13 protein-coding genes are annotated in these 16,680 nt (G+C 63.2%); 4 read left to right on the forward strand and 9 right to left on the reverse strand.

The features are described 5' to 3' along the window. Window positions 1–63 precede the first annotated feature (63 nt). From EJ076_RS23390 to EJ076_RS23430, 9 genes are all read right to left on the reverse strand, one after another. Window positions 64–822 carry an FkbM family methyltransferase gene (locus EJ076_RS23390; protein WP_109667835.1) on the reverse strand — a complete coding sequence of 253 codons (759 nt, stop codon included), beginning with the start codon at window positions 820–822 and terminating at the stop codon, window positions 64–66. Continuing rightward, window positions 819–2,051 carry a glycosyltransferase 87 family protein gene (locus tag EJ076_RS23395; protein WP_126069409.1) on the reverse strand — a complete coding sequence of 411 codons (1,233 nt, stop codon included), beginning with the start codon at window positions 2,049–2,051 and terminating at the stop codon, window positions 819–821. Before EJ076_RS23395 ends, EJ076_RS23390 begins: the two co-directional genes overlap by 4 nt. A gap of 24 nt (window positions 2,052–2,075) precedes the next feature. Continuing rightward, window positions 2,076–3,506 (reverse strand): aspartate aminotransferase family protein, encoded by a 1,431-nt coding sequence (locus tag EJ076_RS23400; protein ID WP_245463106.1) that lies wholly within the window; start codon window positions 3,504–3,506, stop codon window positions 2,076–2,078. A 104-nt stretch (window positions 3,507–3,610) separates the two neighbouring features. Beyond that, on the reverse strand, window positions 3,611–4,618 hold the full coding sequence (locus EJ076_RS23405; protein ID WP_126069411.1) for an NAD(P)-dependent oxidoreductase: 1,008 nt from the start codon (window positions 4,616–4,618) through the stop codon (window positions 3,611–3,613). Beyond that, the gene (locus tag EJ076_RS23410) at window positions 4,615–5,049 is read right to left on the reverse strand and encodes an EamA family transporter (protein ID WP_109667844.1); all 435 of its coding nucleotides are present in this window, start codon (window positions 5,047–5,049) and stop codon (window positions 4,615–4,617) included. Before EJ076_RS23410 ends, EJ076_RS23405 begins: the two co-directional genes overlap by 4 nt. Before the next feature lie 124 nt (window positions 5,050–5,173). Next, entirely contained in the window at window positions 5,174–6,526 is a 1,353-nt protein-coding gene (locus EJ076_RS23415) for an FAD-binding oxidoreductase (RefSeq protein WP_126069412.1), read from the reverse strand. Between the two features lie 2 nt (window positions 6,527–6,528). Continuing rightward, complete coding sequence (locus EJ076_RS23420; protein WP_126069413.1) at window positions 6,529–7,962, reverse strand: UbiA family prenyltransferase; 1,434 nt, start codon at window positions 7,960–7,962, stop codon at window positions 6,529–6,531. Window positions 7,963–8,187: 225 nt separating this feature from the next. After that, window positions 8,188–8,451 carry a hypothetical protein gene (locus EJ076_RS23425; protein ID WP_056596396.1) on the reverse strand — a complete coding sequence of 88 codons (264 nt, stop codon included), beginning with the start codon at window positions 8,449–8,451 and terminating at the stop codon, window positions 8,188–8,190. A gap of 156 nt (window positions 8,452–8,607) precedes the next feature. Continuing rightward, window positions 8,608–11,094: a mechanosensitive ion channel family protein gene (locus EJ076_RS23430; protein WP_126069414.1), complete on the reverse strand. Its 2,487-nt coding sequence runs from the start codon at window positions 11,092–11,094 to the stop codon at window positions 8,608–8,610. 245 nt (window positions 11,095–11,339) lie between these two features. Between EJ076_RS23430 and EJ076_RS23435 the strand changes: the two genes are divergently transcribed. The 4 genes from EJ076_RS23435 to EJ076_RS23450 all read left to right on the forward strand — a co-directional run bounded on the left by EJ076_RS23435 (window position 11,340) and on the right by EJ076_RS23450 (window position 16,535). Beyond that, the gene (locus EJ076_RS23435; RefSeq protein WP_126069415.1) at window positions 11,340–12,599 is read left to right on the forward strand and encodes a sarcosine oxidase subunit beta; all 1,260 of its coding nucleotides are present in this window, start codon (window positions 11,340–11,342) and stop codon (window positions 12,597–12,599) included. A 69-nt stretch (window positions 12,600–12,668) separates the two neighbouring features. Then, on the forward strand, window positions 12,669–12,965 hold the full coding sequence (locus EJ076_RS23440; protein WP_126069416.1) for a sarcosine oxidase subunit delta: 297 nt from the start codon (window positions 12,669–12,671) through the stop codon (window positions 12,963–12,965). Further along, entirely contained in the window at window positions 12,962–15,955 is a 2,994-nt protein-coding gene (locus EJ076_RS23445) for a sarcosine oxidase subunit alpha (protein WP_126069417.1), read from the forward strand. Before EJ076_RS23440 ends, EJ076_RS23445 begins: the two co-directional genes overlap by 4 nt. Then, the gene (locus EJ076_RS23450; RefSeq protein WP_126069418.1) at window positions 15,948–16,535 is read left to right on the forward strand and encodes a sarcosine oxidase subunit gamma; all 588 of its coding nucleotides are present in this window, start codon (window positions 15,948–15,950) and stop codon (window positions 16,533–16,535) included. Before EJ076_RS23445 ends, EJ076_RS23450 begins: the two co-directional genes overlap by 8 nt. Window positions 16,536–16,680: the final 145 nt, after the last annotated feature.

Below are 16,680 nucleotides of genomic sequence, written 5' to 3' on the forward strand. Positions count from 1 at the left end.
CGACCAGACGGCCGAATGGTTCACACCGGGCGCCTTGTGCGGCTCTCTTTTCGCTGGATCAGCTCAGGCGAAGGCCCAGACGTCCTCGGCCTGGAAGCCGACCTGGTAGCCCGCCGTCTTCAGCTTGACCACGACCTGGCCGATCTCCGGGGCGGGCAGCGCGCCGACCTCGACCTTGATCATGCCGGGGCGGTAGCGCTTGAGGTCGAGCTGTTCGAAGACGATCCAGTCGGCGCCCTCGCAATCGACGAGGAAGGCGTCGATATGGGTGATGCCGTTGCGATCGAGCAGCGTCTGCAGGGTCTCGGATGGCACCTCGATGTCCCTGAGATGTGGTGCGAACTTGTTGAAATTGGTGTCGGCCTCGCCCCAGGCATTCTTGCCCGACATCAGATTGGTGTCGGTGACCGACGAGCAGCCGATGAACTCGATCGGCAGCGTGCCGGCCTCGAGTGCGGCGGCATCGAAGGTATGGACGGTGATCGTGCCCTTGGCCTTTGTCACCGCCACCGGCTCGATGACGAAGCGGTCCGTGTCGGGATAATTGGCGCGCAGTCGTTTCTGATTGTACGGGATCGGCTCGACCAGCATGGCGCGTGCGCCAGCTATGCGGTGCAGCCACGGCGTCACATCGTCGAACAGTGCGCCGTCGCAGGCGCCGACATTGACCATCTGGAACGGTCGCCCTGCCCCACCAAAGCGCGCCTTCAGCGCCGCCTTGGCCAGGAACTTCGTGCCGCGCAGCGACGGGCCGCGATCGAGAACTCCCTTCGGAAGACCAAGCGACAGGGCAATGCGCGCCAGGCTGGATAGCGACCTCATGATTTGTCTCCGGGAATGATTTGCATGGCGGCGCGATTCTGGCCGCGAGCCACGGCTGCCCACAGCGCCATGAACTGCGTCGCCAGCAACAGGAATGGCGGGATCAGATGGGGGAAATAGATGCGGGTGTCGTGGATCGGGAAGACGGTGAACTTCGCCAGCGCACCGAGCACCAGTGCCGCAAACAGGATGCCGGCGCGGCGATCGAGGCGGAAGCCGGCGCGGGCGGCGGCAAACCAGCCGGCCAGTGCCAGCACCGACACACCGACCCAGCTGCTCAGGCTGACGGCGCGCAGCAGCGAGGTGGCGAAGGCCCTGAGATAGGCGACCACCGAGAATGGCGGCTCGAACCCGTCCATATTGTAGTGCTGTTCGATGCTGGAGAACCACAGATGTGGCCACCAGCCGGGATGATGGGCCCAGTGCGAAATGGCGAAATAGGCAACGAAGGAAGCGGCAAAACCGGCCAGCGCACCCCACGCCTTCTGCCGGTACGCGACCAGCAGCACAGCAAACACAGCAAGGAAAACAATATTGTCCGGCCGCACCATGAAGGCGAGAAAGAGCAGGATCGCCGTCGCCACCTCGCGGCCGCGGACATAGGCGTAGAGCCCGCCAAGCAACAGCGCTGAAGTGAGCAGATCCGGCGTCGAGGCACGCGCCGCATCGCCGAAATCAGCCATGATCAGCACCGCGCCGACTAAAGGCGCCAAGGCCAGCGCCCCCTCGGAGCGCAGCCACATCAGGGCGATCGCGCCGAACAGCAGCACGGAGAACACCTGTACCAGGCGCATCGCCTCGACCGGCGACATCACCGCGCTCATCGTCGACAGTATCTCGGCGTAGAGGAACTTGATCCGGTACATGCCGAGCAGAGAATGGAAATCGGCGGCATTCTCCGTCATGTGGCTGCGGAAGCCGCCGCCATCGTCGGTCAGCGCCTTGTAGTCGCCAGCTGAAACGCCGGCTTTCACGGTGCTATAGGCATAGTCGTGCAGTGCCTGGGCATCGGGATAGGTGCCCTGCTCTGCTATGGCGAGATAGGGCAGCATGTCCCAGTTGGCATCTGGCATCACCCAGGCGGTGAACGCAGTAAAAAGGATGTAGAGCGCGAAGGCCGCCGCGCCGATGGGTGCCGCCAGCCGAGCATAAGTCCCCTCGCCCCACGCCAGACCGGCCTCGGCGAGCCGGTCGAGTGGATTGTTCGGTGCGGGCGACCTGGTCAGCATTGTCGAACTCAGCGAGCTTCGTTTCTAACGGACTTGGCTTTTGACGAAGTCCTTCACGATCGACACGATGCCGCGCGACAGCAGGCCGTCGAAGGCATCGACGAAGCGGTCGACATGCTCACGCTGGCAGATCAGCGGCGGCTCGAGCCGGATGACGTTGCGGTTGTATTCGGTGAAGGCGACGAGCACGTCATAGTCGCGCAGCAGTAGCGCCCCGACGAAGCCCGACAGCGAGCCCTTCAGCTTGTCGTCGAGCACGCTGACGATCGGCCGCAGCACCATCGGCAAGGTCTGCGAGAAGTCGTGGAACTCCAGGCCGATCATAAAACCCTTGCCGCGCACATCCTTGATGATCTTCGGGTATTTTTCCCTAAGCGCCTGCAGCCGCTGCAACAGATAGTCGCCAGTGACGGCGGCATTGTCGATCAACCCCTCATCATAGAGCACGTTGAGCCCCTCGATCGAGGTGACGCAGGCCTCGCCCATGCCGCCGAAGGTCGCCATGGCATGGATCATCGCCGTCTTCGGCGTGCCATAGGCCTTCATATAGACCTCGCGCCGCGCAATCATCGCGCCGACCGCCGCCTTGCCGGCGCCGAGCGACTTGGCCAGCGCCGTCACATCGGGAATGACGCCGTAATGCTCGAAGGCATAGAAGCGGCCCGAACGGCCATAGCCGCACTGCACTTCGTCGGCGACCCACAGCACGCCGTACTGGTCGCACAGCGCGCGCAGCTTCTGCCAATATTCCGCCGGCGCCTGGATGATGCCGCCGCCGCCCTGGATGGTCTCGAGCACGATGACGCCGACCTCCGGGTCGGAGCGGAACAGGCGCTCGACCGCCTCGATGTCGGCGAACGGAATGCGGACGGTGTTATCGGCCATCTTGAAGTCGGCGCGGTAGAGCTGGCCGTCGGTGATGCCCAGCACGCCCTTGGTCTTGCCGTGGAAGGAATTCTCGGCATAGACGATCTTCGGCCGCTTTGGGCCGGCGGCGCGCTCGGCGAGCTTCACCGCCGCTTCCATGGCTTCCGAGCCGGACGAGCCCAAAAACACCATGTCGAGATCGCCGGGCGAGCACTTGGCGATGTTGTGCGCAAGTGCTGCCGCATATTGCGACATGAAGGCGATGGCGATTTCCTGGCGCTTCTCCTCCTGGAATTTCTTGCGTGCTTCCAGGATGCGCGGATGGTTGTGGCCGAAGGCCAGCGAACCGAAGCCGCCGAAGAAGTCGAGGATCTTGCGGCCGTTCTGGTCGATGTAGAACATGCCTTCGGCGCGCTCGATCTTGATCTTGTGGAAGCCGAGCAGCTTCATGAAATGCAGCTGGCCGGGGTTGAGATGCGCCTTGAACAGGTCGGTCATGCGGGCGACATCCATCGCCTTGGCCTGCTCGACACTGATCAGGTCGGGCTTGGCGATGGTGGCGGGCGACAGCGACGGCGCGCTGACCATGGTGCGCACGTTGGTCTGTTCGGGCTTGGCCATAACGGTCATTTCAATCTCCTGTCTGCACGCACGACCAGGATCGGGCGCAACGAAAGCTGTTTTGCGAGCCGCTATTCGGCGGGCACATGTGTGGTGACGACTGCGTGACCGGCCTTCTTGGCGCGGTACTCGCTATAGGCGGCGATCAGCATGTCCTCGTCGCGATACTGCGGCATCCAGCCGAGCTGACGCCCGGCCTTGGACACGTCGAGCACGCACTCCTCGTCGGCAATCAGATATTGCTCCGGATCCATGATCGGCATGTTCAAGAGGTCGAGCAGGTCGAGCGTGCGCTTGACCGCCCAGCCTGGCGTAGGCAACAGGATCGATTTCGAACCGGCATGTCTGATCAAATCGCCAAGTAACTTCTTCACCGGCGGCGGGTTGAGCGAACCCAGATTATAAGCCTCGTTTGGCACGCCGGCCTTCCAGGCCGCGCGGGCAGCTTCCGCACAATCGAAAACAGAAATGAACTGATAGGGGTTCCTGCCCGAACCGATCATCGGCACGGGAAGATTCCAGTCGATCAGCTTGAACAGTTTTTCCAGGATGCCGAGCCGGCCGGGGCCGATGATCAAACGCGGGCGAAACAGCGAGATCGACATGCCGCGCTTGCGCCATTCGGCCGCCAGCTCCTCGGTCTTCTGCTTCGACCAGCCATATTCGCCAAGCGGCGCGACCGGATGTTCTTCGGTCATCGGCTGGGTGACCGTGTGGCCGTAGATCATATCGGTCGTGTAGTGGACGAGCTTGGCTGCGCCGGCTCTGTCCATGGCCTGCATGATGTGCTCGGTGCCATGGAAATTCACCGGAAAGAAGAAATCGTGCCGCTTGGCGCGCACCTGGATCGGCGACAGCATCTTGGCCGACAGATTGTAGATCATGTCGTCGGCCTTGAGCCCAACCGAAGCGACCGACGCCGGATCGGTGACGTCGCATTGGATAAAGCGGACGCTACGGTAATGCGGCAGGTCGCTCTTGACGATGTCAGCGACGACAACCTCTTCACCATCGGCCACAAGCTTCGGGGCAAGGTGGCGGCCGACGAAACCGTCGCCGCCGAAAATCACATGTCTCATCGAACGATCTCGTTTGCTTGGATCTTGTCGGGCGTGATGGAAGCCGCCTGGTCCTCACGCTCTCGCCCGCTCTGCGCGATCAGCACCGTGCCGACGCAGATGAAGGCGATGCCGGCGATGCGCCAGCCATTGAGATCCTCGCGGAAGACGAAATAGGCGAAGATGGCGACGGCGACATAGGCGAGGCTGAGGAACGGATAGGCGAAGGAAAGCTCGACCTTGGACAGCACATAGAGATGCGAGGCCATCGAGATGACAAAGGTGCAGAGGCCCAGGAACACCCAAGGGCTGAAGACGATCTGCAACAGCTTGACGAGCGGATTGACGCCCTCGAACGAGATCGGCCCGAGCGACATCATGCCTTGCTTCAGCATCAGCTGTGCAGCAGCATTGGTCATGACCGTAAAGAGAATGAAGACGATGTATTTCATGTGTTCCAAGCCACCCCTTCACGTTTCCTATTACAAACCCGCAAACATTTCGTGAAGCCACAAGAATGTTTTGAGTGAACCGTTGATTTAACGATTCGGTAACCAATAATTACTCGAGTTTTATCTATTCCGCCGCCTCGACCGCACCTCGCCGCGTGTCCAGCTTCCTTGCCGTCCGCGCCCAGAAATCAGAAATGAAGGCGGGATCGCGCAGTGCTTCCAGCCGCTGCCATTCGGGAAAAGACGAAGCGAAGATGTCGGCGCCCATACGGGCGTCCTTGTAGGGGTTGACCGCGCCACCGGCCTCGACCGTGATCCGATCGAGGTCTCGCAACAAGGCGAGCGTCGCTGCCCCCCTGTTGGGGAAATCCAGCGTCAGCGTGTAGCCGGGGCGCGGGAACGAGAGCAGGGCCGGCGAGCGGATGGAGCCGAAGCGTTTCAGCACGGTGAGGAACGAGCCCTGCCCGGCTTGCCTTGCAGCCGCCAGCAGTGCCGGCACGGCCTCGCGCGCCGCCGCTTCCGGCACCACGCTCTGGTGCTGGAACAGCCCTTTAGGCCCGTATAGCCGGTTCCAGTCGCGCACGCCGTCAAGCGGAAAGAAGAAGCCCTGATATCCGGTCTGGCGCGCCACTGTTGCCCTGCCCTTCTTCCACCTGTAGGCGGCGTTGAAGGCTGTCAGGAACGGCCGGTTGAGCACATTGAACGGCGGCTGGACCGGCACCGAGAGATTGCCGCCGGCGCGCGAGGCGGCATGCGAGCCGTGCTCGGCGTGATTGCCTGACAACAGCAACCCGCGACCGCTGTTGCGACCGCCGGCAAGCTGATCGATCCAGGCGACCGCATACTCATTGGCCTGATCGGCCGCCGCGGCCAGGTCGAAGAATTCGCCGAGGTCGCGAAACGGCGTCGCCTTCTCGACGATGTCGAGGGAAGGAACCCGCATCAGCCGGATCGAGGCCGACAGGATGAGGCCGGTCAGCCCCATGCCGCCGATCGTCGCTGCAAACAGCCGCGCATTGCCCGATGCCGAGCAGCGAAGGGTCTTGCCGTCGGACCTGAGCAGCGTGAAGCTCTCGACATGGCAGCCGAATGTGCCGCGCCGGTGATGGTTCTTGCCATGCACGTCATTGGCGATGGCGCCGCCAAGCGTGACGAATTGGGTGCCTGGCACAACCGCCGGGAAGAAGCCGTAGGGGGCAGCGTGGGCGATGATGTCGGACAACAGCACGCCGGCATCCGCTTCGAGAACACCGGTTTCGGCGTTGAAGGCGCGGATCCGGTTCTGCGATCGCATATCGACGACCGCGCCGGCCTGGTTCTGGCAGGAATCGCCGTAGGAGCGGCCATTGCCATAGGCAAGCAAAGACGCTGGCTTCGCCTGACCGCCCTTCAGCAGCGCGATCCCCTCATCGGCACCGATGGCGCGTGGCGCCGATGGTGTGGCAAGGCCAAAGCTCGGGAACCGCTCCGTGGCCATGCCTACCAGCCCCCGACGACCAGCATCACCGCGCCGATCAGCACCACGATCTGGCTGCGCCAGTCGCGGATGATGAAGACGACCGGATCGTCATGCATCTCGTCGCGGCGCGCCAGGATCCAGACGCGTATGGTGAGATAAAGCACAATCGGCGCCAGCGGCCAGATCAGCCACGGATGCGGATAAAGCTGGCGCACCGCGACACTATCCATGTAGAGCGCCAGAACCAGCGCCGAGGAGAAGGCCGAGGCCATGCCGGCCTGGGCGACGATCTCCTGGTCTTCGGTGCGATAGCCGCGCCCGGCAATGCGCTCCCCAGGCGGAATGACGGTGGTGCGCAGTTCGACAAAGCGCTTCACCAGCGCCAGCGACAGGAAGAAGAAGATCGAGAAGGCAAGCAGCCAGAACGAGACATCGACGCCGGTCGCCGCCGCACCCGCCAGAACGCGGATGGTATAGAGACCGGCGAGCGTCAGCACGTCGACCAGCAGCATGCGCTTGAACGACAGCGAATAGGCCGTGGTGACGACCATGTAGCCGCCGAGCACAGCCAGGAATTCGGGCGGCAGAAACAGCCCCGTGCCGATGCCGATCGCCAAAAGCACCGCGATCGCGCCAAGCCCGAACGGGATCGACAGCGCACCGCTGGCGAACGGCCTGTTGCGCTTGGTGAGGTGCTTGCGGTCGAGCGCAAGGTCGAAGAAATCGTTGAGGATGTAGATGGCCGAGGCCACCGCGCTGAACGAGACGAATGCCAGCAGGCATTCCCAGATCATGTCCCAATTGAAGTATTCGTGCGAGAGCACCATCGGCACGGCGATCAGCGAGTTCTTCAGCCACTGATGCACGCGCAGCATCTTGACGATGGTCCGCAAATTCGGCTCCGGCGCCGGCATCGTCTCGGCGCCATGTGCTGCTTGCCAGCGCGCGGCATGACGGTCGGGTGCGACGACAATCGCGTTGCGCGCGGCGTCAAAGACCTGGAGATCATGGCGACTGTTGCCGGCGTAGTCGAAGCCGCCATCGCCATAGGCCGCGATCAGCGAGGCGCGCTTCCTGCCCGAGGTGAGATTGGCGAGACCGTCGGTGGCCAGCACCCGGTCGAATATGCCGAGATGGCTAGCGATTGCGTCTGCGAACTTGCGCGGCGTGCCGGTCGCCAGCACGATCTTGCGACCCTCGGCGTGCTCGGTCCGGAGGCGGCAAAGCAACACCTCGCGATAGGGCAGCGATGCCGGATCGATGTCGATGCGCTGCGCGATCGCCTGCTTCAGCCGCGCCGGCCCGCCGGCGGCCCAGAACGGCACGAGGAAGATATAGAGCGGGTTCTTCTTGAGAAGGATGAATAGCCCTTCCCACAACAGGTCGGTCGCGATCAGTGTGCCATCGAGATCGACCGCAAGCGGTATTGCGTTCCTGTCCGACCGCGCATCCATGTCCGTCCTGCCCTGCCAGCGTATGATCCGCAGAACGGATCTCGTTGCGCGCCGCGTTTCGGCGTCTTGAAGCTGGTATAGCCGGGAACGGCATATCGAACGTTAAAACGCCCGGTTGTAGGCGGCTGCCACCGCGGTATTTCCGGCGTCGTTGTTAAACAATCGCTACCGGAAACGATAAAAGGCCGAGCAAATTGCCCGGCCTTTCCAATCGTGCCGTCGGAATTACTTGATGCGGGCGACGCCGCCCGAGATTTCGACGGTTTCCGAACCGGTCAGGGCTTCGAGGTCGCCGTTCGGCAAGGTGACGAAACAGCCATTCGGGCAGAACTCAACCGTTTCGCCTCCGGCCAGCGCGAGGTCGGTCTTGCTGCCGCCCTCGGTCACGACCAGCGTGCGGGTCTCGGCGTCCTTGTTGACCGCGCTCGCGGCATGGGCCGAGCCGATGGCGGCGACCAGGGCGACGGCAGCGACGAGAGACTTCCACATGGTGCAATATCGGTGTTCCCACCGCCTCTGTTGCATTTCGCAAGGCATTTTCGCCTTTGCATGGGAGCTTATATGAGATGGAAGCTGAACCGCAACTGAATGCCGCATTCATGCCGCAATTGGCTTTCGGCGGGATTGCGGCCACAGATCCTGGGCCTAGTCCGGATCGGGTTTCTTGGTCTTGCGGGACTTGGCCAGTCGCTTCTTCTCCGCCTCGGCTTCGGCCTTCACCTGTTCCTGTTCGGCGAAGTCGGCCTCGATCTTGTCGTCGTCGGTCGGCCAGGCCTTGGGCTTGTGGATCTCGACGACGGCGCGCGGCGTCGAGGGAATTTCGATGTGCTCGCCGCTGAACCTTTCGAGCACGGCAAAACGGATGTCGTTTTGCGCGATGTTGCCGTTCATCACGTCGGCCAGGAACACGCGGATCTCGAACTCGAGCGCTGCTGTGCCGAAATTGGAAAACAGCACGAACGGTTCGGGGTTCTTCAGCACCAGCGGGTGGCTGCGTGCGATCTCCAGCAGGATGGCATGAACCTGCTTGACGTCGCTGCCATAGGCGACGCCGACCTTGATGTCGACGCGGCCGAGCTTGTTGCGGTGCGTCCAGTTGCCGACGGCGTTGTTGATCAGGTTCGAATTGGGCAGAATCACCGACTGCCGCTGGAAGGTCTCGATCTCGGTGGCGCGCACGCTGATCTTCTTGACCGTTCCGCTGACATCGCCGGCGACGATCCAGTCGCCGACCTTGAACGGCCGCTCGGCCAAAAGGATCAGGCCGGAGACGAAATTGGACACCACATTCTGCAGGCCAAAACCGATACCGAGGGAAAGAGCACCGGCGACCAGAGCAAGACTGGACAGGTCGATGCCCGCCGCCGAGATGCCGACGAGGGCCGCAAGCGCGACGCCGGCATAGCCGACCGCCAGCCGGATCGAATTGCGCACCCCGGTATCGACCTTGCCGCGCGCCATCACCGAACCGTCGAGCCAGCCCTGGAACCAGCGCGTCAGGAAATAGCCGATGACGAAGACGACGATGCCCGAAAGGATGCCGGTGACCGAAATCGTCACCGAGCCGATATTGATCCCGGTTGCGAGCTTGTAGGCCCAGGCCTCGATGTCGCCAGGCTGGAAGCCCCACATCAGCAGGATCAACGGCAGAAACACCAGCACGATCATCACATTGATAGCGACGCTGACGACAAGGCCGAGCTGGTCGAGCGCGGTATCCTCGTAGCTAGAATTGGCCGACAGCCAGCGCCCGACGGAGGTGTTGGCGAAAGCGCCCTCCTCGCCGATCGCCCGCGCCGACAGGAAGCCGATATAGGCGGTGATCAAGACGGTGCCCGTGACGACGACCTGCGAAGAGACAAACAGGCCAAGACCGATATAGCCGAGCAGTGCGGCGACTATGGTGAACAGGCCAAGCGCAAGTGATGTATATCGCAGCCACGCCGGCCACGGCCGCCAGCTTCCGTCACGCGCTTTGAAAGGCCTCAGCATCGCCATCAGGATCAGGATGACGCCGACGATGATGGTGGCGCCGAAACTGCGGGCGATGGTCAGCGAAAGCGGCGAGCCCATCTTGTCGTTAACGATCGACAGGAAATAGTTGAAGCCGATGACCACCGCCATGGCGGTCGTCAACCGCACCAACCAGCGCGCCGGCCCCGTTTCGACCGGTATAAGGCGCCAGTTCGGCAGTCGCGGCGACAGTGCTGCATTGGTCAGCCGGTTAACGCAGAACACAACCCCGATGACGGCCGCCAGCGCATTGAGGAACAGACCAATGTCGCCCCGCAAGACATTGTAATAATTGAAAAAGAAGATAGTCGAGCCGAGAAAGGCGCCGACCGCCAGCGTCGGCAGTAATGTCGACCAGAAGGCCACCGACAGGCGGCTGAGATAGGACGGGTCTTCATTGGTGGGGTCGGCCTCGAACACGCGCCCGAACAGGCGCCTGCCGCCAACCAGCAGCACCAGTGCCAGCCCGAGCGCCACGAAGGTTGCCGCCAGGATAGCCTGGAACTTGAACTTGAAGGCGAAGCTCAGCCAGGACGACACCGCCTTGTAGAAATTGCCGAATTCATCCCTGGCGTCGGAGAACACCTGCGGGCTCAGTGCATCGGACAGCACGTAGCGCTTGGTCAAAAGGTTACGGAACAGCTCGCTGCGCATGTTGCCGATCTTGTCGATTAGCCCGCTGATGCGGATAGAGAGCGTTTGCGCCACGGCGATGACCGAGTTGATTTCCGCCTTTTCCGACACCAGAGCCTGGCGTTCGCCGCTGACGATGTCAGGCTCCGGCGGCTGGCCGGCGGCGGGCGCAGCGCCAAGCTGCTCGAGCCGGCTGTTGATCTCGCCAAGGCGTGTGCGGAAGGCCAGCGCGCTGTTCAGCGATTGGTGTGACAGTTCCTCCAACTGCAAGCGGATATCGACGAGGCTGCCGTCGTCCTCGGCGTCCTGCTGGATCTGCTTCTCGAAATTGTCGGTCTTGGTCGTCAGGCTCTGCAGGATCTTCTGCTGGTCGGCGACCAGTCCGGCAGGCGCCTGGCCAAGCCCCTGTGCCACCGCATCGAACGACGGCGGCGCCGATACGACAAGCGTGAGGATCAAAATGAGACGAAGCAATCGGAAAAGCATGATTTGTTGGCGACTCATGGACGGCAAAGGCAATTTGAAAGCCTGTCCTTGATAAAGACGGCCATATCATGGGGCAAGCCGTCGCATCGATCACTCACCCCGGCCTGATCGGCGGCTCATCCGACCATTGTCCCCGTTGATCCCCGAGCAATGCGTCGGCCAGTCGAAAGGCAATGGCGCAATATTGGCTTTGCGGATGCGGCCTGCTCTATAGTCTGCCGCATCGCCCGAACCGGATGACAATGATGGCAGAGTACTCGGCCTTTTCGCTGCTCGCGAACGCGCTCAAGGGAAACAAGGACTGGAAACCGGCCTGGCGCAAGCCGGATCCGAAGGCGTCCTATGATGTCATCATTATCGGCGGCGGCGGCCACGGTCTGGCCACCGCCTACTATCTCGCCAAGGAACATGGCATAACCAATGTGGCGGTTGTGGAAAAGGGCTGGCTCGGCTCCGGCAATGTCGGCCGCAACACCACGGCCGTGCGCTCGAACTATCTGCTGCCGGCCAACACCCGCTTCTACGAACATTCGATGAAACTGTGGGAGAACCTATCGCACGAGCTCAACTACAACGTCATGTTCTCGCAACGCGGCTGCCTGAACCTGGCGCACACCCCGGCCCAGTTCGACGACTATGCCAGGCGCGGCAACGCCATGCGCCATCTCGGCGTCGACGCCGAACTGATGACGAAGGCTGAGATCAAACGCCTGATCCCGGCGCTCGATATCTCCGATGATGCACGCTTCCCCGTGGTCGGCGGCCTGATGCAACGGCGCGCCGGCACCGCCCGCCACGATGCGGTGGCCTGGGGCTATGCGCGCGGCGCCGATCGCCGCGGCGTCGACATCATCGAGAATTGCGAGGTCACCGGCTTCCTGCGCGACGGCGACCGCATCACCGGCGTGTCCACCTCGCGTGGCGACATCTGCGCCAAGAAGGTGGCGGTTGCGGTCGCCGGCAGCACCGGACGCGTCATGCAGCTGGCCGGCATCGAGACGATGCCGATCGAGAGCCATGTGCTGCAAGCCTTCGTCACCGAATCGCTGAAACCCTTCATCGACACGGTCGTGACCTTCGGCATGGGCCATTTCTACATGTCGCAGTCAGACAAGGGCGGTCTCATCTATGGCGGCGACATCGACGGCTACAATAGCTACGCCCAGCGCGGCAATTTGCCTGTTGTGGACGAGGTGATGAGCGAGATGCTGGCGCTGTTTCCGGGCCTTGCCCGCGTGCGCATGCTGCGCTCCTGGGGCGGTGTTTGCGATATGTCGATGGACGGCTCGCCGATCATCACCACCGGTCCCCTGCCCGGCATGTATCTCAACTGCGGCTGGTGCTATGGCGGCTTCAAGGCGACGCCGGCTTCCGGCTGGTGCTTTGCCTGGACCATCGCCAAGGACCAGCCACACGACCTCAACGCCCCCTTCACGCTCGACCGCTTCCACCGCGGCCTGGTGATCGACGACAAGGGCCAGGGTGCAAACCCCAGGCTGCATTAGACCTTGATCCGGAAAAGTGGATGCCGGTTTTCCGATAAGATCATGGTCAAACAAGAAGAATAGAATCCAATGTTGATCACTTGCCCCTATTGCGGCCCGCGCGACGTCATCGAATTCACCTATCAAGGTGACGGCAACCGTGAGCGTCCCGACCCCGCCTCGCAGAATTTCGAGGCGTGGAACGCCTATGTCTATGACCGGTTGAACCCGGCCGGCGACCACAACGAGATCTGGCAGCATTCCGGCGGTTGCCGCACGCATCTGCGGGTCGTGCGCAACACGCTGACGCATGAGATTTCCAGCGTTGCCTTTACGCGCGGCGATCATGGCTCGGCCGCGCGCCGCAAGGCGGAGGACAAGTCATGAGCCCCCGCCGCACCGACACTGGCGGCCGCATCGACCGGCTGAAAACCATCCGCTTCACCTTCGACGGGGCGCCCTACACCGGCCATGCCGGCGATACGCTGGCATCGGCGCTGCTGGCCAAGGGCGTCACGCTTTACGGACGTTCGTTCAAATACCACCGCCCGCGCGGCCTGCTCACCGCAGGTGTCGAGGAACCCAACGCCCTGGTGACGGTGCTGAAGGGCGAGGTCCGCGAGCCCAACATTCCGGCGACCATGGTCGAGATCCATGACGGGCTGGTCGCCGTCAGCCAGAACCGCTTTCCCTCGCTTGCCTGGGACATCAATGCCGTCAACCAGCTTGGCGGCAAGATCCTGTCGGCCGGGTTCTACTACAAGACCTTCATGGGACCTGTGTTCGGTCCGCTCAAAGGCACGCGCTTCTGGATGTTCTGCGAGCATTTCATCCGCCGCGCCGCCGGTCTCGGCAGCGCCGGATCGGCGAAGGACCCGGCCCGCTACGAACGCATGAACGCCTTTTGCGACGTGCTGGTGGTCGGCTCCGGGCCGGCCGGGCTGATGGCCGCCAAGACCGCCGCCGATCAGGGCGCGCGCGTCATGCTGGCCGATCTCGAGCCGCGTTTCGGCGGCTCGGCCAACTGGTCGGATGAAGCGATCGATGGCGCGCCGGCCGCCGATTGGGCCCGCCGTATCGTCGCCCAGCTCGCAGGCCGTGACAATGTCCGGCTTTTGCCGCGCACCACGGTGTGGGGCTACTACGACAACAACACGCTTGCCGCGCTCGAACGGGTCAGCGACCACAAGGAGCAGCTAGGCAAGGGCGAGCCGCGCCATCGCTACTGGGCGATCCGCGCCAAATCCGTGGTCCTGGCCACCGGCGCCTTTGAGCGGCCGCTCGTGTTCCCCGGCAATGACCGGCCAGGCGTGATGCTGGCGCATGCCGCCGAGCGCTATGCCAACGAATTCGGCGTGCTGTCGGGCGAGCGGATCGCACTGTTCACCAACAATGACAGCGCCTATCGCGCTGCCGTCGCCTTGAAGAAGGCGGGTGCCGCGGTCGTCGCCATCGCAGACATCAGGCCGGAACTTTCGTCGGAGATGCGCAAGCTGGCCGCGGAAGCCGAGGCCGAGATCTTTGCCGGCCATGCCGTCGTCGCCACCGAGGGCGGCAAGGCGCTGTCCGGCCTCAAGCTGCAACGCTTCGACATGACCAATGGCGCGCTGATCGGCGATGCGCGCAGCATCCATGCCGATTGCCTGCTGATGTCGGGCGGCTGGTCGCCGACCATCCATCTGGCCAGCCAGGCCGGCGCCAAGGCGGAATGGAACGCCGCGCGGCAGGCCTTCCTGCCACCGAAGCCGACACAGAGCTGGATCGGCGCCGGCGCCTTCACCGGTAGTTTTTCGACGCTCGAAGCGCTCGCCGAAGGACGCGCCGCCGGCCTTGCCGCCGCCGGCGGACAGAGCACACCGTCCGTGCTGCCGACCGTCGAAGCCGTACCCGGCGATCCCGATCCCGCGCCGGTGTTCGAGATCAGGGCCAAGGGCAAGAGCTTTGTCGATTTCCAGCACGACGTCACAGCCGAGGACGTGCGGCTGGCGCATCGCGAAGGCTTCGTTTCGGTCGAGCATCTGAAGCGCTACACCACGCTTGGCATGGCGACCGACCAGGGCAAGAGCTCCAACGTGCCCGGCCTTGCCATCATGGCCGAAGCGCTGGGCAAGCCGATCCCCGAGGTCGGCACGACGCGCTTCCGGCCACCCTTTGCGCCCGTGTCGATCGGCTCGCTGGCTGCGGAACGCTTCGGCGACCTGAAGCCCGAGCGGCTGACGCCGATGCATGACTGGCATCTCGCCAATGGCGCGACGATGTATTCCGCCGGCCTCTGGTACCGCCCGATGATCTATGGCCATGCCGGCGAGGCGGTCGAGCAGGCCTATGTGCGGGAAGCCAAGGCGACGCGCGAAAGCGCCGGCATCGTCGATGTCTCGACACTGGGCAAGATTGCCGTACAAGGGCCTGACGCCGCCCTATTCCTCGACCGCGTCTACACCAACATGTTTTCGACGCTGGCCGTCGGCAAGGCACGCTACGGTCTGATGCTGCGCGAGGACGGCCTAGCCTTCGACGACGGCACCACCTGGCGGCTCGGGGAGCAGGATTTCCTGATGACCACCACCACCGCCAATGCCGGCAAGGTGATGCAGCATCTGGAATATTTCCTCGACGTGATCTGGCCGGAGCTCAAGGTCCACGTCACCTCGGTGACCGACGAATGGGCAGGCGCCGCGATCGGCGGGCCAAAGGCTAGGGAGATCCTCGCCAAATGTGTCACCGGCACATCGGTCGACAATGCCACCCTGCCCTTTATGGGCATCGTGCGCGGCGAGATAGCAGGCGTGCCGGTAATGATCTGCCGGCTGTCCTTCTCCGGTGAAATGGCGTTCGAGGTCTATTCCGGCGCCGGCTACGGCACCCATGTCTGGGAAGCGCTTGTTGAAGCCGGCAAGCCGTTCGGGCTGGTCACCTACGGGCTCGAGGCGCTGGGCACGATGCGCATCGAAAAGGGTCATGTCACCGGCGCCGAGATCGACGGCCGCACCACGGCGCGCGACCTGCATCTCGACTGGATGCTGTCGAAGAAGAAGCCGTTCATCGGCTCGGCGATGATGGATCGCGAAGGCCTGATCGCGTCTGACCGTCTGGAACTGGTCGGCCTGATTTCGCTCGACAACAAGCCGCTCAACGGTGGCGCTCACATCGTCGAAGAGGTTGACGAAGCCAATCCGCACGGCTCGATCGGCCACATCACCGCCTGCTGCTACTCGCCGGCGCTCGGCAAGCATATCGCGCTGGCACTGGTCAAGGGCGGCAAGGCACGGCGCGGCACGCGCGCCCACGTCTCCGATCCCTTGCGCAACCGGTTCGGACCGGTCGAGATCGTCTCCAACCACTTCTTCGACCCGGACGGGAGCCGCATGCATGGTTGAGCGCCAATCACCGCTTGAGCCGGAATTTCACGTCGGCTCGCATGGCAATTTCGAGCACGGCGTCGAAATCATACTGACCGAGACCAGGCCCGGCTCGATTGTGCAGCTCGCCGCTTGGCCGGGCGAGGAGAAGAGGCTGATTGCAGCCATCCGCACCGTCACCGGGCTTGCTCTGCCCGATGGCGCCGGCGGTGGCCTGAGCGACGGCGTGAAGTCGGTGTTCGGCTTCGCGCCGGGAAAGTTCACTGTTGCCGACGAGGCCGAAGGGCTGGCCGCGGCCTTTGCCAAAGTGGTGACCCCGGCAATTGGTACGGTGACCGACCTGTCGCATGGTCGCACCGCCGTTCGTATTGCCGGGCCGAAGGCCGAATGGGTGCTGGCGAAATTCTTCGCCATCGACTTTTCGCTGCCGGCCTTTCCGGTTGGCGCCGGCCGCTCGACCACCCATCACGATGTCTTCGCCCAGATCCAGCGCACCGGCGCCGACCAGTTCGACATCTACGTCTTCCGCTCGTTCGCACGCTCGTTCTGGAAGGCGCTCTGCCATGCCAGCGAGGAAGTCGGCTACGAGGTGCAGTAGGCGGCGCGGCCCGACGGCCGCATCGCTTCTGCTTCTGGCATCAACGCCAGCCGGTTCTGCCGCTAGAGAATCGCGCCGCAGGCGCCCATGGTGGAAAAACGTGGCCGCCCAACCGGCCCAAGGGATGAAATCCCGTCTCACAGTC

Origin of the sequence: Mesorhizobium sp. M7D.F.Ca.US.005.01.1.1 (assembly GCF_003952545.1) — a bacterium.
GTDB classification, from domain to species: Bacteria; Pseudomonadota; Alphaproteobacteria; order Rhizobiales; family Rhizobiaceae; genus Mesorhizobium; species Mesorhizobium loti.

Bases quoted from the DNA above. Each gene is read 5' to 3' on its own strand.
- EJ076_RS23400 (WP_245463106.1), bottom strand. From the start codon at position 3,506: ATGGTCAGCGCGCCGTCGCTGTCGCCCGCCACCATCGCCAAGCCCGAC.
- EJ076_RS23410 (WP_109667844.1), bottom strand. From the start codon at position 5,049: ATGAAATACATCGTCTTCATTCTCTTTACGGTCATGACCAATGCTGCT.
- EJ076_RS23415 (WP_126069412.1), bottom strand. From the start codon at position 6,526: ATGGCCACGGAGCGGTTCCCGAGCTTTGGCCTTGCCACACCATCGGCG.
- EJ076_RS23435 (WP_126069415.1), top strand. From the start codon at position 11,340: ATGGCAGAGTACTCGGCCTTTTCGCTGCTCGCGAACGCGCTCAAGGGA.
- EJ076_RS23450 (WP_126069418.1), top strand. From the start codon at position 15,948: ATGGTTGAGCGCCAATCACCGCTTGAGCCGGAATTTCACGTCGGCTCG.
- EJ076_RS23405 (WP_126069411.1), bottom strand. From the start codon at position 4,618: ATGAGACATGTGATTTTCGGCGGCGACGGTTTCGTCGGCCGCCACCTT.
- EJ076_RS23395 (WP_126069409.1), bottom strand. From the start codon at position 2,051: ATGCTGACCAGGTCGCCCGCACCGAACAATCCACTCGACCGGCTCGCC.
- EJ076_RS23430 (WP_126069414.1), bottom strand. From the start codon at position 11,094: ATGCTTTTCCGATTGCTTCGTCTCATTTTGATCCTCACGCTTGTCGTA.
- EJ076_RS23390 (WP_109667835.1), bottom strand. From the start codon at position 822: ATGAGGTCGCTATCCAGCCTGGCGCGCATTGCCCTGTCGCTTGGTCTT.
- EJ076_RS23420 (WP_126069413.1), bottom strand. From the start codon at position 7,962: ATGGATGCGCGGTCGGACAGGAACGCAATACCGCTTGCGGTCGATCTC.
- EJ076_RS23445 (WP_126069417.1), top strand. From the start codon at position 12,962: ATGAGCCCCCGCCGCACCGACACTGGCGGCCGCATCGACCGGCTGAAA.
- EJ076_RS23440 (WP_126069416.1), top strand. From the start codon at position 12,669: ATGTTGATCACTTGCCCCTATTGCGGCCCGCGCGACGTCATCGAATTC.
- EJ076_RS23425 (WP_056596396.1), bottom strand. From the start codon at position 8,451: ATGTGGAAGTCTCTCGTCGCTGCCGTCGCCCTGGTCGCCGCCATCGGC.